The organism is Pseudomonas sp. CCC3.1, from assembly GCF_034347405.1.
Lineage (GTDB): Bacteria > Pseudomonadota > Gammaproteobacteria > Pseudomonadales > Pseudomonadaceae > Aquipseudomonas.
Genome location: NZ_CP133778.1, coordinates 846,834 through 872,998, shown reverse-complemented (window position 1 = coordinate 872,998; position 26,165 = coordinate 846,834). Strand labels below are relative to the sequence as shown.

Below are 26,165 nucleotides of genomic sequence, written 5' to 3'. Positions count from 1 at the left end.
GATGCGGTTTTTCGGTTAAACCGCATCGATACCCTCGCAGGATTAAGGCAACTGCGCCAAATGCTGCTCGGTCGGCAGTACGCGCTTGGCGTTCAAATAGGCTTTTTGCCAGTAGGCTTTGTTCAAGCTGTCCAGCTTGACCGTGCCACCCGTGGCTGGCGCATGCACGAAGCGGCCTTCACCCACGTAGATCCCGGCATGGCTGACCTGCGTGCCGCCGCCTGTAGCGAAGAACAGCAAGTCACCCGTTTGCAGTTGATCCTGGCCGACATTCTGCGCCCGCATCACGATCATTTCGCGCGTGGTACGTGGCAACGAAATACCCGCTACGTCGTTGTAGACGTATTTGATCAAGCCACTGCAATCAAAACCCGAATCCGGCGTATTGCCACCCCAGCGATAAGGCGTGCCTACCAAACTGAAGGCACGGAACAACACATCCGCAGCTACCGGAGACGTTTCATCGGGTTTGGAAAATACCGCCTTTTGGACGACCACAGGGGCCGGCGCCGGACGGTTGGCGCAAGCACTGAGCAGTGCTGCTAACGTGATAAGTGCAACGCGAGCCATAGTCGACATAAACAGAACGTTCCTGCTTCTGGATACGGCTACTGGGGCCGCGAAACCTGAAGCCGCGACAGGGAGCACCTTCGCGGCTTCAGGAATTTAACATTGCGACTGAATTCTAGCCCTTAGAGGCCAAACTTCAAGTAAGACTTTAACTTTACTTGCGGGCCACTACGCTCGTTGGCGCCATCGCCAAGGCACGCTTGGCTTCCATAAAGGTCTTGTTCCAGTAGCTGTCACCCAGACTGTCGATCCGCACACCACCGCTGCGGCGGCTGCTGGAGTGGATAAACTGGTCGTCGCCCAGGTAAATCCCGGCGTGGCTGACGCGCCCACGGCCATTGGTGCTGAAGAACAGCAAGTCACCTGGCTTGAGATTGTTTCGTGCGACCAACGGTGCATTTACGTTGATCATTTCACGCGTTGAACGCGGCAATTGCATGCCCGCTTCTTCTTTGAACAGATAGCCGATGAAGCCGCTGCAATCGAAACCGGCTTCAGAGGTGCCGCCAAAACGATAACGGGTACCGATCAAGGACATGCCGCGCTCAAGAATGCTGTCAGCCAAAGCTGGCAGTTCGTAAGGCTTGCTGTTTGCGGAAAATTGAGCCAGTTCTTTTTCGGTCGCCAGTTCTTCCTGATAAAGAGCGGAAGCGTGCGACGAAGATGACGTTTGAACCTGAGTTTCGGTGACTTGCTGGGACACTGGCGTGTGCGCAGCGCAGCCGAACAGCAGGGTAACAAGTGCGAGAGGCACGAGGGGTGCGAAGCGCTTTAGCATGGGCACGACCGTGGCTTGTAGGAAAAGTAGCCGCGACTATGCCTTCTATGATCCTCATTTGCAAATTCAATCGATATAAATGTGACTCAGTCGATTTCACATGACATCTAAGGTTTTACACCCCTGACAATAGATTTTGCGTAGACACCCTGTCTGACACGCAGGTTTTCTGGCGCCTGAAAGCTGCCAACACAGGCAATGTGCGGTGTTTACCAGCCAAGGGTTTCTTTCAGAAAGGGAATTGTCAGCTTGCGCTGCGCCTGCAAGGACGCCTGATCGAGGCGCTCAAGCAATTCGAATAACGCACTCATGCTGCGCGTACCGCGAGTGAGGATGAAATGCCCCACTTCATCTGTCAGGTGCAGGCCGCGGCGCGATGCGCGAAGTTGCAAGGCGCGCAATTTGTCTTCGTCAGACAAAGGACGCATTTGAAAAACCAGCGCCAGGGTAAGGCGTGATTTGAGGTCGGCCAGTTTGATCGGCAGTTCACGCGGCGAAGCCGACGCGGCGATCAACAGACGGCGCCCGCTGTCGCGCAGACGATTGAACAAGTGAAACAGCGCCTCTTCCCAGTCAGCCCGCCCGGCCACTGCCTGAAGGTCATCCAGGCAAACCAGCTCGTACTGCTCAAGGTTGTCGAGAATCTCGATACCGCGATCCAGCAACTCAGCCAACGGCAGATAGACCGCCGGCTCGCCCAACTGCTCAAAACGCAGGCAAGCGGCCTGTAGCAAGTGCGTACGCCCTACGCCCTGCTTGCCCCACAGATAGATCAGACTTTCCGTCCAGCCGGCGTCGGCTTCGCACAGACGCTCGACATAGCCGAGTGCAGCGGCATTGGCGCCTGGATAGTAATTTATGAAGGTAGCGTCATCACGCAGACGCACACCTAGGGGCAGCTGAATCGGTTTCATGCTGACTGAACAGTTCAAACGAACCGTTAGTGGCCTCTGTGTAAAGTTTGCAAAGTTTATACCCGTGTAGCCGGGCGCACAATGTAACAGACCACGAGCAAAATCAAAGGTTTGCGTTAGCATCTTGAATTGAATGAAGTTTTTTTGGCAAAGCTGGCCAGACAACACGCAAAAAGGCGAGCCCATTGAAAATGAACTCGCCTCTTTTTCAGTACGTGATGGCGCTACAGCTCAGGCTCTTCATCCCCTTTGTAGGCCTGCGAATCCTTGTACAAATCGTGCATATGGCGCACCAGCACCATAATCACCGCCGCCACAGGCAATGCCAGCAACACGCCGGTAAAACCGAACAATTCGCCACCCGCCAGAATCGCAAAGATTACAGCCACGGGGTGCAAGCCGATTCGATCGCCCACCAGCAAGGGTGTAAGCACCATGCCTTCGAGCGCCTGACCAACCATAAACACCGCCACAATGCCCAGCATCGGGTACAGGTCGCCGCCGAACTGGAACAGGCCCGCGATCAGCGCCGCGCCAATACCGATGATGAAACCCATGTACGGCACAATGGCTGCCAGCCCCGCCATCAAACCAATCAACAGCCCCAACTCCAGCCCGACCAGCATCAAGCCCGCCGAGTAGATCACGCCCAGCGCCAGCATCACCAGCAACTGCCCGCGAACAAAGGCTCCGAGCACGTCGTGACACTCTTTGGCCAGCGACACGATCCGCTCTTCGCGATCACGTGGCAGCAGGCTGCGGATCTTGGCCAGCATGATGTCCCAGTCGCGCAACAGGTAAAACGCCACCACCGGGATCAGCACCAGATTGGCCAAAAAGCCCACCAGCGCCAGGCTGGAAGCGGTCGCCTGCGACAACACCACACCGACGATGTCGCCCGCCTGACCCATGTGCTCGGTGATTGCCGCCTTGATCTTGTCGAAGTTCCAGAAGCCATCGCCCAGACCGAACTTGGCTTGCACCCACGGCATGGCCGTGTGCTGCAACCAATCGAGTACCTGCGGCGCCAGTTGGTAGAGTTTGAGCAATTGCTTGGCCAATAACGGCACCAACACCAGCAGCAACGTCACCAGAATGACGGTAAACACCGAGAAGACTGTAATCGTCCCCCAGGTTCTTGATATGCCTAACTTTTCGAGACGATCAACCACCGGATCGAACATGTAGGCGAGGACGATGGCAATCAGAAAAGGCGTCAGTATCGGGTGCAAGAAATACACAAACAGCGCTGCCACCAGCGCTACCCCCCACCATACCCACCGGCGCGAATCCGTCATAAATGCCTGTCCTTATATATAGAAGAGAAAAATCTACCAGCTAAAGCGTAGCTGCGGCCCTGACGCTGTCACTGCACCCGGCGCCTGCCCGTCAGTCGCTACAGACTGAACCTGGCCTGCCGGCACTTCATGCAGTTGCGCAAGCCCAAGCTGCGAACGCAACTGTTCGGTGCTGCCGTTGACCTGATAAACAATACGATCACCGTCCACGCTAATAAGTTGCCCACCAAATGGCTCAAGCAAACGACCCAACTGGGCATAGCGCTCCAGCGTCATGCCCTGCACCTGAAGCAACTGTTCAGTTGAAACACCTGGCTTGACCGCATAACGCGGAGCCAGTCGCTCACTGACTTGCAGCAGCACGGCATCCGCCAGTGCCGCCTGATCGGCTGCCGATGCGCTGCCTTGCTCTTGCTGATCGCCGACCCACAGGCGCCATTTGGCTTGCCATTGCCCCCCGTCCTCACGGGCATGCACCGCCAGCAGCGCATCGGCCCCGTAGCGCTCAGAGGCTTCTTTCAACGGGGCCGGGTTAGAGCCCTCAAGGTTTTCAGCTGTGCCGACCAATTGCTCGCTCAAGTCAGCCAAAGGCAAGCGCAGCGGCAGCCCGCGATGTTGCGCCGCACGACGCAAGGGGTCAGCCGCCGATTGGCCGTCACCGACCAGGCTGGCACCCTCGACCGAATCGTTCAGCCACCAGCCCAGCAGCGCGGGTCGGTTGGTGCCCCACAGCGACAAACCGGCCTGACGCAAGGCGCGATCGGTGCTCACCGGGTCAAAGTCCACTTGCAGGGCTTCAGGGGGGCCTGCGTCATAGCCGTATTGGCTGATGATTTGCTGCGGGTCTTTACGGATCGCTTCCAGCGCTGGGCTTTGAATGGCCTTGGCGTCGCCCGTCAGGCGCAGCACCAGGGTTTCAAGGGCTTTTTGGGTGGCTTGCGCGCGCTCATCCGGGGACTGGCTAGCCACCGGCTCACGCACTTGGTACAGACCCGTCAGGATTTCGGCATGACTCGCCAGGCTAAACAATGACAAACAGCCCACAGCTATAAATTGATGAAAACGCATGAAAGATTCCTGACGGCAAAAGGCAATATTAAAAGGCCGCATAAAAACACTCGATAAAGCTTCAGACAGGCCTGCGGCCAAATCATTCACGCCCACCTCGCAGTTTTATCCGGTCATAAAAACTCAAAACTGAACGGCTATACCTTATACAGGGCCGCGCAAAGCAACCAGTACGTGTAAAAAAGGTTTTTTTCGACAGATATAACCCTGCCTGTCGGCCCGAGGATGGCCGCTGCCCTTCAAGCCTGATAAAATCGCGCGCCTTCGCAGACCGGCGACAGCCGGGCACCCTGCAAATGCTCTGTTCCATACAGTGAGCACTTGCAAGCGGGCCCCCTGAGATCGGTCGATACCCCCGAATCCCCCCTAAAGGCCTGGATTATGAGCAAGCAACCCTCCCTGAGCTACAAGGACGCCGGTGTAGACATCGACGCCGGTGAAGCATTGGTCGAACGCATCAAGAGCGTGGCCAAGCGCACTGCACGCCCGGAAGTGATGGGCGGCCTCGGCGGTTTTGGCGCCCTCTGCGAAATCCCGGCGGGTTACAAGCAGCCTGTTCTGGTGTCCGGTACCGACGGTGTAGGCACCAAGCTGCGTCTGGCACTGAACCTGAACAAGCACGACAGCATCGGCATCGACCTGGTGGCCATGTGCGTTAACGACCTGATCGTGTGCGGCGCCGAGCCTCTGTTCTTCCTCGACTACTACGCCACCGGCAAGCTCAACGTAGAAACCGCGACCCAGGTGGTCACCGGTATCGGCGCTGGCTGCGAATTGTCCGGTTGCTCGCTGGTAGGCGGCGAAACGGCAGAAATGCCGGGCATGTACGAAGGCGAAGACTACGACCTGGCCGGTTTCTGCGTCGGCGTGGTCGAGAAGTCCGAAATCATCGACGGCTCCAAAGTGGCCACCGGTGACGCCCTGCTCGCCCTGCCCTCTTCGGGTCCGCACTCCAACGGCTACTCGCTGATCCGCAAAATCATCGAAGTGTCGGGTGCCGACATCGAAAACATCCAGCTCGACGGCAAGCCGCTGACCGACCTGCTGATGGCCCCGACCCGTATCTACGTCAAGCCGTTGCTCAAGCTGATCAAAGAAACCGGCGTGGTTAAAGCCATGGCCCACATCACCGGTGGCGGCCTGCTCGACAACATCCCGCGCGTTCTGCCTAAAGGCGCACAAGCGGTGGTTGACGTGGCCAGTTGGCAGCGCCCAGCCGTCTTCGACTGGCTGCAAGAAAAAGGCAACGTCAACGAAACCGAAATGCACCGCGTACTGAACTGCGGCGTGGGCATGGTGATCTGCGTGGCTCAGGCCGACGTTGAAACCGCACTGAACGTACTGCGTGAAGCAGGCGAGCAGCCTTGGGTTATCGGCCAGATCGCTGCCGCTGCCGAAGGTGCACCACAAGTTGAGCTGCAAAACCTCAAGGCGCACTAATGCCTGATACCTGTGATGTGGTGGTGCTGCTTTCCGGCACCGGCAGCAACTTGCAGGCCTTGATCGACAGCGATGACATCAAGGAAAGTCCGGCCAACATCCGCGCGGTGATCTCCAACCGCGCAGATGCCTACGGCCTGCAACGCGCTCAAGACGCGGGTATCGATACCCGCGTACTGGATCACAAAGCATTCGAGGGCCGCGAGGCCTTCGATGCTGAACTGATCAAAATCATTGACGCCTTCAACCCGAAACTGGTGGTTCTGGCCGGATTCATGCGCATCCTCAGCGCAGACTTCGTGCGTCACTATCAGGGTCGCCTGCTCAACATCCATCCTTCCCTGCTGCCTAAGTACAAAGGCTTGCACACGCATCAGCGTGCGCTGGAAGCCGGTGACAGCGAGCATGGTTGCAGCGTGCACTTCGTCACCGAGGAACTCGATGGCGGGCCTCTGGTCGTACAAGCAATCATTGCGGTAGAGTCCGATGACTCGCCGCACAGTCTGGCGCAACGGGTTCACGCCCAGGAGCACCGGATTTACCCGCTTGCAGTGCGCTGGTTTGCCGAAGGTCGCTTGTCACTTGACGAGCAAGGCGCATTATTAGACGGTCAATTACTCGCGGCCAGCGGCCACTTGATACGAACCTAGGAGACATTATGCGTCGTGCCCTGCTCCTCGCCCTCAGCCTGCTGGCTATTCCAGCAGTGCAGGCGGCCGAACTTAAACCTTTCCAGGCCAGCTACACCGCTGACTGGAAACAGCTACCCATGAGCGGCTCAGCCGAGCGCAGTCTGAGCAAAGACGCCAACAACGTCTGGACCTTGAGTTTCAAGGCTACGATGTTGATCGCCAGCCTGACCGAGTCCAGCACCTTCGCGTTCAAAAACGACAGCCTGATCCCTCAGTCCTACACCTTCGAGCGTGGCGGTCTGGGCAAAGCGAAAAAAGTCAATCTGGATTTCGACTGGGCGACCAACATGGTCACCGGTACCGATAGGGGCGATCCAGTCAAGGTTCCGCTGCTCAGTGGCACGCTCGACAAGTCTACTTACCAGTTGGCTTTGCAGCGCGATGTAGCGGCTGGCAAAAAGAGCATGAGCTACAAAGTGGTAGAGGGAACAGACGTAGACACGTATGACTTCCGCGTCCTTGGCAGCGAGAAAGTCCAGACCAAAGCCGGCACGATCGATGCCATCAAGGTTGAACGCGTCCGCGACCCGACACAAAACAAACGCACTACCATCATGTGGTTCGCCAAAGACTGGGATTATCTGCTGGTGGCCTTACAGCAGGTAGAAACCGACGGCAAGCAATACAACATCATGCTGCAAGACGGCACGGTGGATGGCAAAGCCGTCAAGGGTAACTGAAGTTAGCGGCAAGCTTTTAGCGGCAAGCTTCAAGAAAACCTCGCTTCGGCGAGGTTTTTCGTTTCAAGGCGAATACCTTGTGGGAGCGGGCTTGCCCGCGATTGGATCGACGCGGTGTATCTGCCAGACCGCGTTGCCTGCATCGCGGGCAAGCCCGACTCCCACGGACAGTGCACACTCCCTCGATCATGAAACTTTTGTCATAAAACTATTGGCAAAATCCGTAAACACCCCGTCGCACAAGGGCTGCAGCGTTTTTCGGTTTTTCGCAACATGACAGAGCGACAATCAGCTATTTACTTAGGAAGCTAACAAATTCTATAAAGAAGTCCTGCGACGTCTTGCCGCAGGCCCTTACCAGAATTTGGAGCAAGCAGATGACTATCAAAGTAACTGAGCGCGACGATTCACGTATGTTCCATCAGCTTGTCGCTCACGGCGTACACCTGTGGGATGTTCACCAGGAAGACATATTGGTTGGCATGTTCCACCGCGAGAGCGACGCTCATAACTACAAAGCCGAGCTGGAAAAGCTTGAAGCGCTGAAACAAAGCCAAGCCTGAATCACTGCAACTACTGTCTTGAAACACACAAACCCCGCCGAAGCGGGGTTTGTTTTGTCCGAGGTTTACGGGCTTACCACATCAGATCGTCGGGGATCTGATACGCCGCGTACGGATCGTCTTCTTCTGGCGTCTTCGGCTCAACCAGAATGTTGAGCTGAACGATACGGCGCGGATCGCGCTCCTGGATCTTCAGCGCCGCCTCACGCGGAATCACTTCATAGCCGCCCTGATGCTGCACAATCGCCAGCGAGCCATTGGCCAGCTTGTTACGCATCAAGGTGTTGACCGACAGGCGCTTAACCTTTTTGTCGTCCACAAAGTTGTAGTAATCCTCGGTGTTCAGCTTGGGCAGACGCGACACTTCGATCAATTGTTTGATCTGCGCAGCACGGGCCTTTTGCTCGACCTTTTCCTGTTGCTGACGATTCAGTTCCTGGTCGCGCTTGACCTTCTCGGCCTTGGCTTCAGCGGCCAGACGTTGCTGAGTGTCGTCCAGCTCGATCTGTCCTTTGTGGGCCAGACGCTGCTGCTTTTGCTTTTCTTTGCCAGCCTGTTTGGCCTGCTTCTCGTTGACCAGTCCGGCTTTGAGCAACTGGTCGCGTAGGGAAATGCTCATCTACTTACTCACTTAGGCAAACTCAGCCGCAGCTGGGTACATTCTTTTCCTGGCGCTTGGCTTCGCCCCACAGAGCGTCCAGGTCTTCAAGGGTGCAATCTTCAATGGGACGCAGGGTATCGCGCAATGCCTGCTCGATAAACCGGAAACGTCTGTCAAATTTAGTATTCGCGCTGCGCAGAGCCGTTTCCGGGTCGATTTTTAGATGACGCGCCAGATTGACCACCGAAAACAGCAGGTCGCCCACCTCATCGTGGATCGCGGCCGTGTCGTTATCCGCCATGGCTTCGAGCACTTCATCCAGCTCTTCACGCACCTTGTCCAGCACTGGCAAGGCCGCAGGCCAGTCAAACCCGACTTGCGCCGCACGCTTTTGCAACTTGGCAGCGCGAGACAAGGCAGGGAGCGCCACCGGCACGTCATCGAGCAACGACAACTGCTGCGGCGTGGCGGATTTTTCTGCGCGCTCCTCAGCCTTGATCTGGTCCCAGCGCTCCTTGACCTGCTCTTCACTCAGGCGCGGCACATCCATGGGGGCATACAGATCGCCGGTCGGAAACACATGGGGATGGCGACGAATCAACTTGCGGGTAATGCTGTCGATCACCCCGGAAAATTCAAAACGCCCTTCTTCACGGGCCAACTGGCTGTAATACACCACCTGAAACAGCAAATCACCGAGTTCACCCTGCAGATGCTCAAAGTCGCTGCGCTCAATGGCATCCGCCACTTCATAGGCTTCTTCGAGGGTATAAGGCACGAGGGTGGCATAGGTTTGTTTGATGTCCCACGGGCAGCCAAACTGCGGGTCACGCAGGCGGGCCATGAGATGTAGCAAGTCGTCGAGGGTAAACATCAATAATCCTTGTGCAAAACGATGTAGGAGCGAGCTTGCCTCGCGATCTTTAAAGGTCAAAAGATCGCGAGGCAAGCTCGCTCCTACAAGAGATCAACGGGCTTCGCTACGCCCGATACGGCGGGTTTCGATGATGTTTGGCAGTTGCGAAATACGCCCCAGCAAACGCCCCAATGCATCCAGCCCCGGGATCTCGATGGTCAAGGTCATCAGCGCCGTGTTGTTCTCTTTGTTCGAGCGGGTGTTGACCGCCAAAACGTTGAGCCGCTCGTTGAGCAGCACTTGCGACACGTCGCGCAGCAGGCCTGAACGATCATAGGCACGGATTTCGATGTCGACCGGGTACGTCGACACCGGGATCGGCCCCCAGTTGACCTGAATGATGCGCTCCGGCTCACGGCTGCCCAGTTGCAGCACCGAGGCGCAGTCCTGACGGTGAATGCTCACGCCACGCCCTTGGGTGATGTAACCGACAATCGCGTCACCCGGCAGCGGCTGGCAGCAGCCAGCCATTTGGGTCAACAGGTTGCCCACGCCTTCGATCTGGATGTCGCCACGCTTGCCCGGCTTGTAGCCCGTGGCTTTGCGCGGGATGAGTTCCATCTGTTCGCTGCCGCGTTCCGGCTCGACCAGTTGCTGCGCCAGATTGATCAGCTGTGCCAGGCGCAAGTCGCCCGCACCCAACGCCGCGTACATGTCCTCGGCGGTTTTCATGTTGGCTTTGTCGGCGAGCTTGTCGTAATCCACCGCGGGCAAGCCCAGACGGCCCAGCTCGCGCTCAAGCAAGGTTTTACCGGCCGCAACGTTTTGATCGCGGGCCTGCAATTTAAACCAGTGAACAATCTTCGCCCGCGCCCGGGAAGTGGTGACATACCCCAGGTTGGAGTTCAGCCAGTCGCGGCTCGGCGTGCCGTGCTTGCTGGTGATGATCTCGACCTGCTCGCCGGTTTGCAGGCTGTAGTTGAGCGGCACAATGCGCCCGTTGATCTTGGCACCTCGGCAGTTATGGCCGATTTCGGTGTGCACCCGGTAGGCGAAGTCCAGCGGCGTCGCGCCCTTGGGCAGGTCGATGGCATGCCCGTCGGGGGTAAAGATGTACACCCGATCCGGCTCGATATCGACCCGCAACTGATCGGCCAGACCGCCGATGTCGCCCAGTTCTTCGTGCCATTCCAGCACCTGGCGCAACCACGAGATTTTCTCTTCGTACTGGTTGGACCCGGCCTTGACGTCGGTGCCCTTGTAACGCCAGTGCGCACACACCCCCAGCTCCGCCTCTTCGTGCATGGCGTGGGTGCGAATCTGCACTTCCAGCACCTTACCTTCAGGCCCGATCACCGCCGTGTGCAGCGAGCGATAGCCGTTCTCTTTCGGGTTGGCGATGTAGTCGTCGAATTCTTTGGGGATGTGCCGCCACAAGGTGTGGACGATGCCCAGCGCGGTGTAGCAATCGCGCATTTCCGGCACCAGCACCCGCACCGCGCGCACATCATAGATCTGACTGAAAGCCAGGCCCTTGCGCTGCATTTTGCGCCAGATCGAGTAAATGTGTTTGGCCCGGCCGCTGATGTCTGCGTCAACCACCCCAGTGGCTTCAAGCTCGGTGCGCAACTGGTTCATCACGTCACTGATAAAGCGCTCGCGATCAAGGCGGCGCTCATGCAGCAACGTGGCGATCTGTTTGTACTGCTCGGGTTCGAGGTAGCGGAAGGACAAGTCCTCCAGCTCCCATTTGATATGGCCAATGCCCAGTCGGTGCGCCAACGGCGCATAAATATCGAAGACCTCGCGCGCAACGCGAATGCGTTTTTCGTCCGAAGCACTTTTGACTTCACGGATTGCGCAGGTGCGCTCAGCCAGTTTGATCAGTGCCACGCGCACGTCATCAACCATCGCCACGAGCATTTTGCGCAGGTTTTCGACCTGGCCCTGAGAGCCCATGACCATGGATTGACGAGGACTGAGGCTGGCGCTGATCGCCGCCATGCGCAGCACGCCATCAATCAGCTTGGCAACCACCGGGCCAAAGCGCTGGCTGACGGCCGGCAGCAGGATCTGCCCTTCACGCACGCCGCGATACAGAATTGCGGCGACCAGAGAATCTTGGTCCAGCTTGAGATCAGCCAGGATTTCAGCGATTTCCAACCCGGTTCGAAAGCTCGACGCGCCCTCGGACCACAGGTTTTTCGCTGCATTGGCTTGCTGTTCGGCCTCACGTGCAAACTCACACGCTTCTTTCAAGGCTTCACGGTCCAGCGCCACATCGACACTCACCGCATGATCAAGCCATGCCTCGAGGTTGAGACTGCCGTCGGTGTTGATCGGCTGGTGTGCTCTGACCTGTACCATCTTGCTTACCTTCCCTACAGCGCACGTTTAATGCGCTGATATCACCGACCCGAATCCCAGCCGCACGCCCCAGGGTAAAGCAGCGTACGGTTGCGGGCCCGTCGAAATAGACAGACGTCCTAGTCTGCTTCAAATAACGCCATCGCCTCGACATGCGCGGTTTGCGGGAACATATCGAGGATTCCGGCACGTTTTAACCGATACCCCTGTTTCATCAACTCAACCGTGTCGCGGGCCAACGTGGCCGGGTTGCACGACACATACACCAAACGCTTGGCACCCAGGCCCGACAGCTTGCGCACCACTTCATACGCCCCGTCACGCGGCGGGTCGAGGAGCACGGCGGCGAAGCCCTGCTTGGCCCATGTCGCATCCACCAAAGGCTGCGACAGATCGGCCTGAAAAAACGCTGCATTATGCAGTGTGTTACTGACCGCGTTTTGCGCGGCACGTTCGACCATCGTCGCAACACCTTCGACGGCCACCACTTCGCGCACCTGACGCGCCAGCGGCAATGCGAAATTACCCAGCCCACAGAACAAGTCAAGAACCCGCTCGTCGGCCTGTGGCGCCAGCCAGTCCAGCGCTTGCGCAACCATGGCTTCATTGACCCCGGCGTTGACCTGAACAAAGTCACCCGGCCTGTAGGCCAATTCCAGATCCCACTGTTGTAAACGGTAGCCCAAGGTCTGACTCAAATCGACCGGTTGTGGCTCGCCGTCTCCATGTAGCCACAATTGGGCATTATGCAGGGCGCAAAAATTCTGTAAAACCTGCAGGTCGGCTTCGTTCAGCGGCGCCATGTGGCGCAGCAAAACAGCAATCGCCGAACCGCTGAACAACTCGACATGCCCAAGGGCTTTCGGATTGCTCAACTGACGCAACATGGCGGGCAACCCGCTCATGATAGGTTGCAAAGCCTGTACCAGCACCAAACAGTGGTCGATGGCGACGATGTCCTGACTGCCTGCAGCCCGGAAACCGACGTCCAGTCGCTTGGCCCGCGCATCCCAGCGCACTGCAATGCGGGCCCGGCGGCGGTAGCCAAACTCAGGTCCGGTCAACGGCTGCGCCCATTCCTCAGGCTCGACGCCCGCAACACGGTTCAACTGTTCGCTGAGCATGCGCTGTTTCAGTGCAAGCTGCTCGTTATGGGGCAGATGCTGCACGCTGCACCCCCCACATTTCCCGGCATGCACGCACGGCGCAACGCGACGAATATCGCTGGCCTTGAATACACGTTCGGTGCGCGCTTCGACGACTTTTCCGTGCGCGCCCAACACGCGGGCTTCCACCTCTTCACCGGCCAAGGCCCCCGACACAAACCAGGTACGGCCTTCAATAAAGGCAATACCACGGCCGTCGTTGGCCAGACGCTCGATGTTCAAACGCTGTTTTTTACCCGTAGGCACTTGCGCGGCCTTGGTCCCGCCAGTGGGCTGGAAACGCAGGCCTCTCTCTTGCTTAGCCATCAGTTGGGCGCATCGTAAATGCCGGTCGACAAGTAACGGTCGCCGCGGTCACAAATAATGCCGACGATCACGGCGTTTTCGACTTCTTGAGACAAACGCAGCATCGCTGCCACCGCACCGCCCGAAGACACACCGCAGAAAATGCCTTCTTCGCGGGCCAGTCGGCGCATCACGTCTTCGGCTTCGCGCTGGGCCATGTCGACAATCCGGTCAACCCGACTGGCTTGATAGATTTTCGGCAAGTATTCGGTCGGCCAGCGACGAATGCCCGGAATTGCGGCGCCTTCCATCGGTTGCAAACCGACGATCTGCACCTCGGGGTTTTGCTCTTTGAGGTAACGCGAGACACCCATGATGGTGCCCGTGGTGCCCATCGAGCTGACGAAGTGGGTGATCGTGCCTTGGGTCTGACGCCAGAGTTCCGGGCCAGTGCTGGTGTAATGCGCCTCTGGGTTATCACCATTGGCGAACTGATCGAGCACCTTGCCGCGGCCTTCGGCCTGCATCTTGTCGGCCAGGTCGCGGGCACCTTCCATGCCTTCTTCCTGACTGACCAGGATCAGCTCGGCGCCATACGCGGTCATGGCCGCCTTGCGCTCGGCGCTGGAGTTGTCGGGCATGATCAGGATCATCTTGTAGCCCTTGATCGCGGCAGCCATCGCCAGCGCAATCCCGGTATTACCCGACGTGGCCTCAATCAGAGTATCGCCGGCCTGGATCTGCCCACGCGTTTGCGCGCGGGTAATCATCGACAGTGCAGGACGGTCCTTGACCGAGCCCGCCGGGTTGTTCCCTTCGAGCTTGAGCAACAAGGTGTTAGACGTGTTCCCGGCCAGGCGCTGCAAGCGCACCAGCGGAGTGTTGCCGATGCAATCGGCGATAGTGGGGTACTGCAAGGTCATGGCGTATTCGCAATCCAGACTGCGGGGCCGCACATCATACCGGCAAACGCCCAGAGCCCATATCACGCAAAGTGCGAAGCTTATGGCTAAAGGCTATAAGCAATGTTTCAGACGTACGGGAGATTCTATGGCGCGCTGCAAGCCGATTTCGTAGCAGTTGCCGAGCCTGCGAGGCTACGTCCGATTGCGCAGCGATCGTAAACGCTAAGTGCAGGGTCTGGCTGACACACCGCAGTGCTTGATTTTACGACTGCTACACAGCCGGACGCAGCCTCGCAGGCTCGACAGCTGCTACGGTTTTTCGCGCGTCATAGATCTGCGGCAGCTCCAGGCACGATTTAACCTGCACTAGGCAGCCGCAAATGCACGCGCAAGCCGCACTCAGTGTTTTCGGCCCACAAGCTGCCACCCTGCACGCGTAACGCGTTGCGGGCGATGCTCAAACCCAGGCCAAAGCCTCCGTCCCCAGGTCGCGAACCATCGAGGCGGGTAAACGGGGCGAAGATCCGCTCCAGCGCTTCAGGGGCCACGCCGCCGCCCTGATCATCGAGCCATAAGTGCCACTCGTCCCCCTCACGTCGGCCATTGAGGCTGACGATGCCATCCGCAGGCGAATGACGAATGGCATTGCGCAGAATGTTTTCCAGCGCCTGCGCCAGGCTATTGAGATGGCCTTTAACCCAGCAATGGGCATCGACCCGGCACGGTAGCCGCGACTCAGGCCAGTGACTTTCAAAACGCGCATTTTCAGTGAGCATTTCCCACAGCGCCTGAATCTGGATGTCTTCGACCGGCAACGGCCCGCGCTCGGCATCCAGCCAGGCCAGTTGCAAGGTGTCTTCGACGAGCCGCTGCATGCCATCCACCTCACGGCTCAGCCGTTCGCGCAGGGCTTCAAGCCCTTGCTCGCTGTCACACGCCACCCGCAGGCGGCTCAAAGGCGTACGCAGTTCATGGGACAAGTCGCGCAGCATTTGCTGCTGTTGGCTGACAGTGCTTTGCAAACGCTCGGACATCTGATCAAACGCTCGGCCCAAGTCACCCAGCTCGTCTTGGCGGCTGGTGGTCTGGCTCGACAGCCGCGTGCCCAGTTGATCAACGCGCCAGGCATTGGCCTGCTCGCGCAAGTGGTTCAGCGGCACGATCAACAGTCGGTACAAGCCCACGCACAAGAGCAACGTGAACAGCCCAGGGATCACACCATTGATAAGGATGCGCCACACCATTTGAGAACGGCCCGGCATAAAGCGCTGGGGCAATTCGATGACCAGATAACCCGCAGCAGGGTCTTTGGGAAACGGCACCTTGATCCACGGCCGCACCGCATTGATGTGACTGATAGGCCAATCCAGCCCGCGCAGAAACGTCAGCCGCTGAGTTTCGGTGTCATTCAGGGGGTAACTGCTCAGCGCCTGCAAGTCTTGGCCAACCACACCGACCCAACCACTTTCGACCTGGCCAAAGGCCTGCAACCACTGATCAACGCCCGTTTGCTGACCTTTGTTCCAGGCCTGTTCCGCTTCACCGGCGTAACGTATCAGTGTGCTTTTAGCCTCTACGGTTAAAAAGCCGGTGCGTTTGTCCATGTAGCGGCCCCAGGACCAACTGAGCCAGATCATCAGCAAGCAGAAAGCCACCAGCAGACACGCCAGTTTCCAGAACACCGATTGCTTGCCCGGGACTTTAGAGCGCATCGCTGGCGCTCAAGACGTAACCTTTGCCCCACACCGTGCGCACTTCCCGCTCAAGATAGCCAATCGCCTTGAGCTTGCGACGGATCTGGCTGATATGCATGTCCAGGCTGCGGTCATGGGCCGCATAACCGCGCTGCAACACGTGTTGATAGAGGAACGCCTTGCTCAACACTTCGTCCGGGTTGCGTTGCAGCGTGTCGAGCAGACGGAATTCGCTGCGGGTGAGCCCGGCCCATTGCTGGCCATAGCGCACATCTGCCGTGTTTTCGTCCAGAAACAGCGCACTCTCGGCCTGTACCGGGCCAGGTTGCGGGCTGGGCCGAGGCATGCGGTCCAGCGCTACCCGGCGCAAGATGGCCTGAATGCGCACCCGCAACTCGGCCATGCTGAACGGTTTGGGCAAGTAGTCATCGGCGCCCAATTGAAAACCGCTGATGCGGTCGGCCTCGGCCCCCAACGCAGACATCAAAATCACGGGCAGCGCATGGGTCTGACGCAATTGTGTGAGCACCTGCAAGCCATTCATGCCCGGCAGCAGAATATCCATCAGCACCACGTCAAAGTGCTCACCCCGGGCGCGGCTCAAGCCTTCCTGGCCGTTTTGACACCACACCACCTCAAACCCGCAGCGCCCCAATTGCTCATGCAAATAGGCACCCAGGATGGGATCGTCTTCGATGGCCAAAAGGCGCGAGGGGTGAACAGCTACGGGATTCATTAGCGTCTGCAAGTCATTCTCAATCGTCGATTATTCAAGATTGAGCCAGCGCGAGCAACCGGCACGGACATTGCAAAAACTTGATCAAGCGCACTAAGCCGTGGGTCAAGGGCAAATATTCAAAGATTTGCACGCCCTCAACTGGCTACACTGCGACCTGACCTGCGCGAAAGATAGGCTCAGGACACTTTCGACAATGCTGGGCTGGAGAGCTGCGTGCTGACAAATCTGGGTATTAAAGGCCGCGTATTGCTGCTCACATTGCTACCCGTCACTTTGATGGCGATGGTATTGGGCGGCTACTTCACGTGGCTGCAGCAATCGGAACTGCAAGCGCAACTGTTGCAGCGTGGCGAGATGATCGCCGAGCAGCTTGCCCCTCTGGTCGCCCCGGCCATGGGCCGCAAAGACACCCAACTGCTGGAACGCATCGCCGCCGAGTCCCTGGATCAGCAAGACGTCAGGGCCGTGGCGTTTCTGGATGCCAACCACGTTCCGATTGCCCATGCCGGCCCCACCATGCTCAACCAGGCCCCGCTGGGCAACAGCACCCAGTTGCTGCAACGCACAGACAACGATGCCACGCGCTACTTGCTCCCGGTCTTTGGCCGTCATCGCAATCTGGCTGGCGATGTGATCCCCAGCGAAGCTCATCGCCTGCTGGGCTGGGTCGAGCTGGAACTGTCGCACAACAACATGCTGTTGCGCGGCTATCGCAGCCTGTTTGCCAGCCTGCTGCTGATCGTCACCGGTCTGGTCTTTACCACCCTGCTGGCGCTGCGCATGAGCCGCACGATCAATGCACCGCTGGACCAAATCAAGCATGCCGTGTCGCAGCTCAAGGACGGCCAGTTGCAAACCCGTTTGCCGCCGTTGGGCAGTCGTGAGCTGGATGAACTGGCCTCGGGCATCAACCGCATGGCCGAAACCCTGCAAAATGCCCAGGAAGAACTGCAACACAGCGTCGACCAAGCCACCGAAGACGTGCGCCAGAACCTTGAAACCATCGAAATTCAGAACCTGGAACTCGACCTGGCGCGCAAGGAAGCCCTCGAAGCCAGCCGTATCAAGTCCGAATTCCTGGCCAATATGAGCCACGAGATCCGCACCCCGCTCAATGGCATTCTGGGTTTCACCCACTTGCTGCAAAAAAGCGAGCTCACGCCTCGCCAGTTCGATTACCTGCACACCATCGAAAAGTCGGCCGACAATTTGCTCGGCATCATCAACGAGATTCTCGACTTCTCGAAAATTGAGGCTGGCAAGCTGGTGCTCGACAGCACGCCCTTCAACCTGCGCGACCTGTTGCAAGACACCCTGACAATCCTGGCCCCCTCCGCTCACGAAAAAGGCCTGGAGCTGGTGAGTCTGGTGTATCGCGATACGCCGTTGTCGTTGATCGGCGACCCGCTGCGACTCAAGCAAATTCTCACCAACCTGATCAATAACGCGATCAAGTTCACCCGCGAAGGCACGATTGTGGTGCGGGCCATGCTTGAAGATGACGACGACAACAAAACCGACGGCGGCGTGCAACTGCGCATCAGCGTGCAGGACACCGGCATTGGCCTGACCAGCCAGGATGTCCGAGCACTGTTCCAGGCGTTCAGCCAGGCCGACAACTCGCTGTCACGCCAGCCTGGCGGAACCGGGTTGGGGCTGGTGATTTCCAAGCGGCTGGTCGAACAGATGGGCGGCGAGATCGGGGTAGAAAGTGTGCCCGGCGAAGGCTCGGTGTTCTGGATCAGCGTCAACCTGCCCAAAGCCCACGACGACATCGAGGACTTGCCGCTGACACCGTTGCTCGGGCATCACGTGGCCTTGCTGGAAAAACACGACCTGGCGCGCCAGGCCTTGTTGCATCAACTCGAAGACTGCGGGCTGAGCGTGACCCCGTTCCTGACCCTGGAAAACCTCGCCAATGGCGTGACCAGCGCCCACCAGACCGAACACGCGATTGATCTGGCGGTGCTGGGTGTCACGGCCAACGACATACCGCCCGAGCGCCTCAACCAGCACATCTGGGACCTCGAGCACCTGGGTTGCAAAGTCTTGGTGCTGTGCCCGACCACCGAGCAGGCGCTGTTCAATACGTCAGTGCCCAACCCCCACAGCCAGCTTCAATCCAAACCCGCTTGCACCCGCAAATTGCGCCGGGCTCTGGTTGACCTCATCAGCCCGCAGCAAGCCCGCGTCGAACCCGGCGAGATACTGGCCAGCCGTGCGCCGCGTATTTTGTGTGTCGACGACAACCCGGCCAACCTGTTGCTGGTGCAAACCCTGCTCGAAGACATGGGCGCCAAAGTCCTGGCGGTCGACAGCGGGTATGCGGCCGTTGACGCGTTCAAGGCCGAAGCCTTCGATCTGGTGCTGATGGACGTGCAAATGCCCGGCATGGATGGCCGCGAAACCACCGAAGTGCTGCGCCAGTGGGAGCACGAACGTCAGTCCTCGCCGCTGCCGATTGTGGCCCTCACCGCCCATGCCATGGCCAACGAAAAGCGGGCCCTGCTGCAAAGCGGCATGGACGACTACCTGACCAAACCCATCAGCGAGCGCCAACTCGCACAAGTGGTGTTGAAGTGGACCGGCCTGGCGTTGCGCAACCAAACCAGCGACGGCCTGCCGGAACCCTCCCGGCAGGCGCCCAAACTGGCCGTGCTGGATGCCGACGAAGGCTTGCGCCTGGCGGCGGGCAAAGCCGACCTGGCCGCCGACATGCTGGCCATGCTGCTGGCATCGCTGGAGGCCGATCGCCGGTTGATTCTTGAAGCGCGAGACACCAAGGACAACGCCGTGCTGATCGAGCGCGTGCACCGCTTGCACGGAGCGACCCGTTACTGCGGCGTGCCGCAATTGCGCGCGGCCTGCCAACGCAGCGAAACCCTGCTTAAACAAGACAACCCGCAAGCTGAAGCCGCCCTCGACGAACTGGACCTGGCCATCATCCGCCTGGCCGAGGAAGCCCGCAGCATGGCGTAAAACATACCCCCTGTAGGAGCGAGCTTGTCTCGCGATCTTTTGATCTTTAAAAGACCGCGAGACAAGCTCGCTCCTACAAAGGCCACACACCAAGGAAGAACTCATGCGCACCCTTCTTTTCAGCAGCCAGACCTACGACCGCGACAGTTTTATCGCCGCCCCGCAGCCCGACGACCTTGAGCTGCACTTTCAACCTGCGCGCCTGAGCATCGACACCGCGGCCCTGGCCCACGGTCACGAAGTGGTCTGCCCGTTTATCAATGACGACTTGAGCGCCCCGGTACTCGAACAACTGGCCGCAGGCGGCACCCGCCTGATTGCCTTGCGCTCGGCGGGCTATAACCACATTGACCTGCCCGCCGCCAAACACCTGGGCTTGAGCGTGGTGCGTGTACCCGCGTACTCACCGCACGCCGTCGCCGAACATGCCGTGGCCTTGATTCTGGCGCTGAACCGCCGCCTGCACCGCGCTTACAACCGCACCCGTGAAGGCGACTTCACGCTGCACGGCTTGACCGGATTTGACCTGGTGGGCAAAACCGTCGGCGTGGTCGGGACCGGCCAGATCGGCGCAACCTTCGGCAAGATCATGGCCGGATTTGGCTGCAAGCTGCTGTGCTTTGATCCCTATCCCAACGCCGAACTGCTGGCCTTGGGCGCGCAATACGTGAGCCTTCCTGAGTTACTGGCCAACTCGCACATCATCAGCCTGCATTGCCCGCTGACGGGCGACAACAAACACCTGATCAACAGCCAGTCGCTGGCCACCCTGCAACACGGCGCCATGCTGATCAACACCGGGCGCGGTGCGCTGGTCAACACACCGGCACTGATCGAAGCGCTCAAAAGCGGGCAACTGGGGTATCTGGGGCTGGATGTCTACGAAGAAGAAGCGCAGCTGTTCTTTGAGGATCGTTCCGACCTGCCCTTGCAAGACGATGTGCTGGCGCGCCTGCTGACCTTCCCCAACGTGATCATCACCGCTCACCAGGCGTTCTTGACCCGCGAGGCGCTGAGCGCAATTGCCAGCACCACGCTGAACAACATCGCCGCCTGGCGCGAAGGCACGCCACAAAACCTGATCGAAGGCTAGCGCGTGCTAGCATAGCGGCCTATTTGGAGGACCCATGGTCGAACACGATTTCCGCTACAACCTGCTAAGCCCGCAGCACACCCTGATCGAATGCCGCGCCCTGATGCCAGGCCGCTACCAAGTCACCGGCAACGGTGGCTCGATCCAGAACAATGACGTGCTGATTGTGACCCTCAAAGGCAGCAAGGACTTGTCCATGCGCCTGAGCGTCGAAAAAGTCCGTCACCTGATCAATCCGCGCGGTCAGTGGGTGGCCGTCGCCAACGGTCCGGTATTCGGCGAGTTGGCGATTCACCAATGGCAAGTCAATTGCGACGCGTGCGCCAAAGAGCTGAAATTCGAGTTCGCGGTCGACGCCAAGCTGGGCACCAAAGCGCAAAAGCCAGCGGCCAGCGCGCGTATTACCGAGCTGGGCTGGAGCACTGAAGGCGCCAAGCACCTGTGCCCACACTGCCAAAAGGCCGCGCTATGAAACGCCCCTTCCTGTTAGCGTTGCTCGGCGCCAGCCTGGCAGGCTGCGCAGGGAACTCGCCGCAGTTGCAGCACAACCACACCTACGTGGTGGAATGGATTGGCGAACGGCCCTTGATTGACTACAGCCACCTGACCGTGACCTTCGACGACGCGGGTCGGGCCTACGGCAGTGGCGGCTGTAACCATTGGTTCGCGCCCTACGCCCTGGACGGCGAGAAGCTGACCTTCGGTGGCGTGGGCAGCACCCGCAAAGCCTGTGCCCCGGCGCTGATGGAGCAAGAGCAACGGTTCTTCAAGGCCTTGCAGACCGTACAGCGCTGGGACATCTCGCCGATTGAGCAAGTGCGTTTTTGGCCCGCCGAAGGCCAGCCGTTGCGGCTGTGGCCGGAAGACAGTTAAGCGTCCTTGGCTCAATATCCCGTAGCAGCTGCCGAGTTCCGCGAGGCTGCGTCCGATTGCGAAGCGATCGTAAATCCTGAAAGTCGGATCTTTCTCAAAGATCGCGATAACTGATTTTACGGTGGCTACGCCGCCGGACGCAGCCTCGCAGAACTCGGCAGCTGCTACGGGTATCGAGTTGCTTTACGTTTATTAACCCTTCAATTCCTTGATCTTGGCCAACACCCCGGCAGCCGTCTGTTCGCCCAGCATCTGGGCCCGTACCTTGCCCTTGTCATCAATGATGTAGGTCACCGGCAACGCTTCACTGCGCGGCAGGTTAAAGACTTCAGCCGGGTCCTGCGCCAGCACAGTAAACGTGATGCCCAGCGCGGCGCTCGCATCGCTCAGTTCCTTGCCCTGCAAGCCATCAAAATTGACCCCGAACACGCCAACCGATTGCCCCTGCAATTGGGTTTCCAATGCATTGAGCTCAGGGATTTCAACCCGGCACGGCCCGCACCACTCGGCCCAGTAGTTGATCACCTTCCATTGCTTGTCCAGACGTTCGGACGCGACCTTCTCTCCATGTTGATCGACCCCGTAATCATTGCCACAACCGGTCAGCAGTAACGTGGCGGCGACGGCAGCTACCGCCATAAGTCGCTTGAACATGCATTGATCCTTCTCGGTAAAGACATTAACAGGCGGCCAATGAGCGCACAGGGTTCAGGCGCGCCTGCGAGGTGGGTAGAATAGCCGCCTCCTTACGCAAGAAGCGACCCGCTCATGACCGATCTGACGCTTTATCACAATCCGCGCTGCTCGAAATCACGCGGTGCGCTCGAACTGCTCCAGGACCGCGGCCTTGCGCCGACGATCGTGCGCTACCTCGACACCCCGCTGGACGCCGCACAACTGCACGATCTGCTGGGCAAGCTGAACATCAGCGCACGCCAACTGCTGCGCACCGGCGAAGACGAATACAAAACCTTGAACCTGGCCGACGCCAGCCTCAGCGATGAACAACTGATCGCTGCCATGGCCGCTCATCCCAAGCTGATCGAACGCCCGATTCTGGTCGCTGGCGACAAAGCCGTCATCGGTCGCCCGCCGGAAAAGGTTCTGGAGATCCTGCCATGAGCACGCCGTACATTCTGGTGCTGTATTACAGCCGCAGCGGCTCCACCCGTGACATGGCCCGGCACATTGCCCGCGGTATTGAACACGCAGGGCTTGAAGCGCGCCTGCGCACCGTACCGGCGATCTCGACCGAATGCGAAGCTGTGGCGCCAAGCATTCCGGCAGAAGGCGCAACGTACGCCAGCCTCGACGACCTTAAAAACTGCGCAGGCCTGGCGCTGGGCAGCCCGACCCGATTTGGCAACATGGCCGCGCCGCTCAAATATTTTCTGGATGGCACCAGCAACCTGTGGCTGACCGGCGCCCTGGTGGGCAAGCCTGCTGGCGTGTTCACCTCCACCGCCAGCCTGCATGGCGGCCAGGAAACCACCCTGTTGTCGATGATGATGCCGTTGCTGCACCACGGCATGCTGATCACCGGCCTGCCCTACAGCGAATCGGCCCTGCTCAATACCACAGGCGGCGGCACGCCTTACGGGCCGAGCCATCACGCTGGGCCAGACGGCAAGCGCAAGCTCGATGAACACGAAATCGCCTTGTGCCGCGCGCTGGGTCAACGTGTGGCCACAACGGCACTGAAGCTGGAGAGCAACCGTGGCTAAAAAGCCCAAGGTGTTGCCGTCAATCGAGTGGCTGGCGCCTCGTGTACGGCTGATGCGGGTCTTGAGCCTGGTGTGTTTTTTCGGCCTTATCGGCTTGCTCAGCGCCTGGTACCTGGTGTTTGCCGACTTGCACGGCGCACGCCCGTGGGTGATTTTGCTGATCGAGCTGGTGCCGCTGCTGATCCTTGTACCCGGCATGCTTAAAGGCAGCCCGCGCGGGCACTCGTTCACCTGCTACGTGGTCAATTTGTACTTGATCAAGGGCGCGCTGGCCGCGTTCGATTCGAATCGCCAGGTATTCGGTCTACTGGAAATAGCCGCCAGCGTGGCAGTGTTCATCAGCGCGATGCTGTTTGTGCGCTGGCGCTACCAGTTGGATCGCCGGTTGGCGGGTGAATAATGCGCAGGCTGCGCCTTTAAAAAGAGCGCAGCCTACAGGCAGGGCTTAGTGATTCACGGTAAACGCCAGCATCTGTGACAACTGGCACATCGGCCGGCCGCTTTCAGCGTGCCATTGGTTGAAGGCGTTCTGCACAATCGCCAGATCCCGCAGGCTGGTCGGCACCTTGTCCACCAGCTTCTGCGCGTTCAGCGCCGCTACCACGTCATAGCTCGGTACAAACGTGTCTTTGCCGACCATGCGCAAAAAGCGCGGTGCCGACAGCCCGCCCAACTGGTGGCCGTGCTTGGACAGGTACTTCCACAACCCGACAATGTCAGTCACCGGCCAATCGGCGATGAATGCGCCAAAGCTGCCGTGTTCTTGGGCAATATCCAGCACCATCTGCGCATTGCGCGGCACGCTTTTGAGCTTGCCCAAATGGCGAATGATCCGCGCATCCTGCATCAGCCGCTCCAGGTGCTCCGCGCCCATCAACACCACTTTTTCAGGGTCGAAGCCGAAGAACACTTGCTCAAACACCGGCCATTTGGCGTCTACCACGCTGTGCTTGAGCCCGGCACGAAACACCCGCAATGCCAGGGTCGACAGATAACGGTCATCCGGGATCTGACGCAATTGCGCCGACGTATAAGGAACGGGCAACTCGGCTTCCAGCGCGGCTGACGAACCAAAACGATTCAAACAATATTCGTGCAGCCATTTGTAGTCGCGCATGCCCTCTCCTCTTGGAAGTTACAGATTCAGCAGATTGACGAAACGCGGCGTGGCGCTTTCATCGATTTTCAGGCTGGCAAAGTCAAACAGAGTGCGATCCGCCAATTGCGACGGGTTCACGTGTTGCAGGCTGCGGAAGATACTCTCGGTGCGACCCGGCGTCTTGCGGTCCCACTCTTGCAGCATGTCTTTGACCACCTGGCGTTGCAGGTTTTCCTGCGAGCCGCAGAGGTTGCACGGAATAATCGGGAACTGCTGCAAATCCGAGTACGCCTGAATGTCCTTCTCGTTGCAATACGCCAGCGGCCGGATCACCACGTTACGCCCGTCATCGGAGCGCAGCTTGGGCGGCATCGCCTTAAGGGTGCCGTTGAAGAACATGTTGAGGAAGAAGGTTTCGACGATGTCATCACGGTGATGCCCCAAGGCCATCTTGGTCGCGCCAATTTCATCCGCGAAGGTGTACAGCGTGCCACGGCGCAGGCGAGAACACAGCGAGCAGGTGGTCTTGCCTTCAGGGATCAGTTCCTTGACCACCGAATAGGTGTCTTTTTCGACGATGTGATAGTCCACGCCCAGCGACTTGAGATAGGCCGGCAGCACGTCTTCGGGGAAACCCGGCTGCTTCTGGTCCATGTTCACGGCCACGATTGAAAACTGGATCGGCGCGACCTTTTGCAGGTGCAGCAGCACATCCAGCAGTGTGTAACTGTCTTTGCCGCCCGACAGACACACCATCACTTTGTCGCCGTCTTCAATCATGTTGAAGTCAGCCACCGCCTCACCGGTCAATCGACGCAGGCGTTTCTGGAGTTTGATTTGAGAGACCGAAAGAGTGCCCATAGCGCTTCAATTCCGCGAGTTAAGACCAAAAGCCGGCCATTTTACTTAAAAAAACTCGCTCACAAACCCCCTGCCACCCCCTAAAGATCACAACGTTCTATGCCTGCCCCTAACAAACGAATTAGCTCTAAAGGACTAAGGCAAAGAGCATAAGGCTTCCTATACTGAACATATGGCCGCATGCCAGCACCGAAGATCTGCCTTCCTGGCCAGGCGACCGCGAGCATCCCACTCGGGTGATGCGTACAGACAGGAGCGAGCGCCATGATCCATCACGTTGTAGGACTCTTTACCCACCCAGACCAGGAGTGGCGTCAGATCCGTGTTGATGCTGAGGAAAGCGTCAGCCGCTTGTACCTCACCCACACCTTGATACTGGCCGCGATTCCGGTCATTTCCGCTTTTATTGGCACCACCCAGATCGGCTGGATGATTGGCGGCCGCGCCCCGGTCATGCTGACCGTCAACAGCGCGCTGTGGATGAGCCTGATGTCTTACCTGGTGATGCTGGGCGGGGTGGCGGTGATGGCAACGTTCATTCACTGGATGGCCCGCACCTACGATGCACTGCCCAGCATGTCCCGCTGCGTAGCCTTTGCCACTTACACCGCAACCCCGCTGTTTATTGGCGGACTGGCGGCGCTGTATCCCCATATGTGGGTGGCGATGCTGGTCGGTACCACAGCAATTTGCTACACGGTGTATTTGCTGTACGTGGGCTTACCAACCTTCATGAACATCGACCCGGACGAGGGTTTTCTGTTTTCGAGTTCGATACTCGCGGTAGGGTTGGTGGTGCTGGTCGCGATCATGGCCCTTAGCGTGATTATCTGGGGCCTGGGCATCGGCCCGGTTTATACCAACTGACACAACCACCTGCGAGATCGCTACAAGCGCTGATTCTGAGCAGCGATTGAAAA

Annotated in this window: 27 protein-coding genes; 12 read left to right on the top strand and 15 right to left on the bottom strand. The window is 58.7% G+C overall.

Annotated features, from left to right (window positions below; genetic code table 11):
- Nucleotides 1-42 precede the first annotated feature (42 nt).
- From RHM56_RS03960 to RHM56_RS03940, 5 genes are all read right to left on the bottom strand, one after another.
- Nucleotides 43-579, bottom strand: a complete 537-nt coding sequence (locus RHM56_RS03960; protein ID WP_322238812.1) for a C40 family peptidase — start codon at nt 577-579, stop codon at nt 43-45.
- A 145-nt stretch (nt 580-724) separates the two neighbouring features.
- The gene (locus RHM56_RS03955; protein ID WP_322238810.1) at nt 725-1,348 is read right to left on the bottom strand and encodes a C40 family peptidase; all 624 of its coding nucleotides are present in this window, start codon (nt 1,346-1,348) and stop codon (nt 725-727) included.
- Between the two features lie 209 nt (nt 1,349-1,557).
- On the bottom strand, nt 1,558-2,262 hold the full coding sequence (gene hda / locus RHM56_RS03950) for a DnaA regulatory inactivator Hda (protein WP_322238808.1): 705 nt from the start codon (nt 2,260-2,262) through the stop codon (nt 1,558-1,560).
- A gap of 224 nt (nt 2,263-2,486) precedes the next feature.
- Entirely contained in the window at nt 2,487-3,560 is a 1,074-nt protein-coding gene (locus RHM56_RS03945) for an AI-2E family transporter (RefSeq protein ID WP_322238806.1), read from the bottom strand.
- Nucleotides 3,561-3,593: 33 nt separating this feature from the next.
- The gene (locus RHM56_RS03940) at nt 3,594-4,628 is read right to left on the bottom strand and encodes a DUF2066 domain-containing protein (protein ID WP_322238804.1); all 1,035 of its coding nucleotides are present in this window, start codon (nt 4,626-4,628) and stop codon (nt 3,594-3,596) included.
- 381 nt (nt 4,629-5,009) lie between these two features.
- Here RHM56_RS03940 and purM point away from each other — a divergent pair, with 381 nt between their 5' ends.
- From purM to RHM56_RS03920, 4 genes are all read left to right on the top strand, one after another.
- Nucleotides 5,010-6,068 (top strand): phosphoribosylformylglycinamidine cyclo-ligase, encoded by a 1,059-nt coding sequence (purM, locus tag RHM56_RS03935; protein ID WP_322238802.1) that lies wholly within the window; start codon nt 5,010-5,012, stop codon nt 6,066-6,068.
- Nucleotides 6,068-6,718, top strand: coding sequence for a phosphoribosylglycinamide formyltransferase (purN, locus tag RHM56_RS03930; protein WP_322238800.1), 651 nt, complete (start codon nt 6,068-6,070; stop codon nt 6,716-6,718). The genes purM and purN overlap by 1 nt, the downstream gene beginning before the upstream one ends.
- A gap of 8 nt (nt 6,719-6,726) precedes the next feature.
- Nucleotides 6,727-7,440: a DUF3108 domain-containing protein gene (locus tag RHM56_RS03925; protein ID WP_322238798.1), complete on the top strand. Its 714-nt coding sequence runs from the start codon at nt 6,727-6,729 to the stop codon at nt 7,438-7,440.
- A 377-nt stretch (nt 7,441-7,817) separates the two neighbouring features.
- The gene (locus tag RHM56_RS03920) at nt 7,818-8,003 is read left to right on the top strand and encodes a hypothetical protein (RefSeq protein ID WP_322238796.1); all 186 of its coding nucleotides are present in this window, start codon (nt 7,818-7,820) and stop codon (nt 8,001-8,003) included.
- 73 nt (nt 8,004-8,076) lie between these two features.
- Here the strand turns inward: RHM56_RS03920 and RHM56_RS03915 are convergent, their stop codons facing one another.
- The 7 genes from RHM56_RS03915 to RHM56_RS03885 all read right to left on the bottom strand — a co-directional run bounded on the left by RHM56_RS03915 (nt 8,077) and on the right by RHM56_RS03885 (nt 16,613).
- Entirely contained in the window at nt 8,077-8,622 is a 546-nt protein-coding gene (locus RHM56_RS03915; RefSeq protein WP_016779855.1) for a DUF2058 domain-containing protein, read from the bottom strand.
- A 22-nt stretch (nt 8,623-8,644) separates the two neighbouring features.
- Nucleotides 8,645-9,478: a nucleoside triphosphate pyrophosphohydrolase gene (gene mazG / locus RHM56_RS03910; RefSeq protein WP_322238793.1), complete on the bottom strand. Its 834-nt coding sequence runs from the start codon at nt 9,476-9,478 to the stop codon at nt 8,645-8,647.
- Between the two features lie 93 nt (nt 9,479-9,571).
- A complete protein-coding gene (relA, locus tag RHM56_RS03905; protein ID WP_322238791.1) occupies nt 9,572-11,827 on the bottom strand; it encodes a GTP diphosphokinase in 2,256 nt (751 codons plus the stop codon).
- Nucleotides 11,828-11,946: 119 nt separating this feature from the next.
- Nucleotides 11,947-13,299, bottom strand: a complete 1,353-nt coding sequence (gene rlmD, locus RHM56_RS03900) for a 23S rRNA (uracil(1939)-C(5))-methyltransferase RlmD (protein ID WP_322238789.1) — start codon at nt 13,297-13,299, stop codon at nt 11,947-11,949.
- Nucleotides 13,299-14,201, bottom strand: a complete 903-nt coding sequence (gene cysM, locus RHM56_RS03895) for a cysteine synthase CysM (RefSeq protein ID WP_322241695.1) — start codon at nt 14,199-14,201, stop codon at nt 13,299-13,301. The genes rlmD and cysM overlap by 1 nt, the downstream gene beginning before the upstream one ends.
- Nucleotides 14,202-14,539: 338 nt before the next feature.
- Nucleotides 14,540-15,895, bottom strand: a complete 1,356-nt coding sequence (locus tag RHM56_RS03890) for a sensor histidine kinase (protein ID WP_322238787.1) — start codon at nt 15,893-15,895, stop codon at nt 14,540-14,542.
- Nucleotides 15,885-16,613 carry a response regulator transcription factor gene (locus tag RHM56_RS03885; RefSeq protein ID WP_322238785.1) on the bottom strand — a complete coding sequence of 243 codons (729 nt, stop codon included), beginning with the start codon at nt 16,611-16,613 and terminating at the stop codon, nt 15,885-15,887. Before RHM56_RS03885 ends, RHM56_RS03890 begins: the two co-directional genes overlap by 11 nt.
- Before the next feature lie 216 nt (nt 16,614-16,829).
- Here RHM56_RS03885 and RHM56_RS03880 point away from each other — a divergent pair, with 216 nt between their 5' ends.
- The 4 genes from RHM56_RS03880 to RHM56_RS03865 all read left to right on the top strand — a co-directional run bounded on the left by RHM56_RS03880 (nt 16,830) and on the right by RHM56_RS03865 (nt 21,561).
- Entirely contained in the window at nt 16,830-19,595 is a 2,766-nt protein-coding gene (locus tag RHM56_RS03880; RefSeq protein ID WP_322238783.1) for a response regulator, read from the top strand.
- Nucleotides 19,596-19,698: 103 nt separating this feature from the next.
- The gene (locus tag RHM56_RS03875; protein ID WP_322238781.1) at nt 19,699-20,688 is read left to right on the top strand and encodes a 2-hydroxyacid dehydrogenase; all 990 of its coding nucleotides are present in this window, start codon (nt 19,699-19,701) and stop codon (nt 20,686-20,688) included.
- A gap of 34 nt (nt 20,689-20,722) precedes the next feature.
- Entirely contained in the window at nt 20,723-21,160 is a 438-nt protein-coding gene (locus RHM56_RS03870; protein ID WP_322238779.1) for a hypothetical protein, read from the top strand.
- Nucleotides 21,157-21,561 carry an META domain-containing protein gene (locus RHM56_RS03865; RefSeq protein ID WP_322238777.1) on the top strand — a complete coding sequence of 135 codons (405 nt, stop codon included), beginning with the start codon at nt 21,157-21,159 and terminating at the stop codon, nt 21,559-21,561. The genes RHM56_RS03870 and RHM56_RS03865 overlap by 4 nt, the downstream gene beginning before the upstream one ends.
- A 192-nt stretch (nt 21,562-21,753) precedes the next feature.
- Here the strand turns inward: RHM56_RS03865 and RHM56_RS03860 are convergent, their stop codons facing one another.
- On the bottom strand, nt 21,754-22,215 hold the full coding sequence (locus RHM56_RS03860; RefSeq protein WP_322238775.1) for a TlpA disulfide reductase family protein: 462 nt from the start codon (nt 22,213-22,215) through the stop codon (nt 21,754-21,756).
- 114 nt (nt 22,216-22,329) lie between these two features.
- Here RHM56_RS03860 and arsC point away from each other — a divergent pair, with 114 nt between their 5' ends.
- The 3 genes from arsC to RHM56_RS03845 are packed head-to-tail and all read left to right on the top strand — an operon-like array spanning nt 22,330 to nt 23,685.
- The gene (gene arsC / locus RHM56_RS03855) at nt 22,330-22,683 is read left to right on the top strand and encodes an arsenate reductase (glutaredoxin) (RefSeq protein ID WP_322238773.1); all 354 of its coding nucleotides are present in this window, start codon (nt 22,330-22,332) and stop codon (nt 22,681-22,683) included.
- Complete coding sequence (wrbA, locus tag RHM56_RS03850; RefSeq protein WP_322238771.1) at nt 22,680-23,285, top strand: NAD(P)H:quinone oxidoreductase; 606 nt, start codon at nt 22,680-22,682, stop codon at nt 23,283-23,285. Before arsC ends, wrbA begins: the two co-directional genes overlap by 4 nt.
- On the top strand, nt 23,278-23,685 hold the full coding sequence (locus RHM56_RS03845) for a DUF2069 domain-containing protein (protein WP_322238768.1): 408 nt from the start codon (nt 23,278-23,280) through the stop codon (nt 23,683-23,685). The genes wrbA and RHM56_RS03845 overlap by 8 nt, the downstream gene beginning before the upstream one ends.
- A gap of 45 nt (nt 23,686-23,730) precedes the next feature.
- On the opposite strand, the gene RHM56_RS03840 is transcribed toward RHM56_RS03845, so the two are convergent.
- Both RHM56_RS03840 and ttcA read right to left on the bottom strand, forming a co-directional pair.
- Nucleotides 23,731-24,402 (bottom strand): DNA-3-methyladenine glycosylase I, encoded by a 672-nt coding sequence (locus tag RHM56_RS03840; RefSeq protein ID WP_322238766.1) that lies wholly within the window; start codon nt 24,400-24,402, stop codon nt 23,731-23,733.
- Nucleotides 24,403-24,420: 18 nt separating this feature from the next.
- Nucleotides 24,421-25,245, bottom strand: a complete 825-nt coding sequence (gene ttcA, locus RHM56_RS03835) for a tRNA 2-thiocytidine(32) synthetase TtcA (protein ID WP_322238764.1) — start codon at nt 25,243-25,245, stop codon at nt 24,421-24,423.
- Nucleotides 25,246-25,509: 264 nt separating this feature from the next.
- Between ttcA and RHM56_RS03830 the strand changes: the two genes are divergently transcribed.
- Entirely contained in the window at nt 25,510-26,112 is a 603-nt protein-coding gene (locus tag RHM56_RS03830; protein WP_322238762.1) for a Yip1 family protein, read from the top strand.
- The last annotated feature ends 53 nt before the right edge of the window (nt 26,113-26,165 follow it).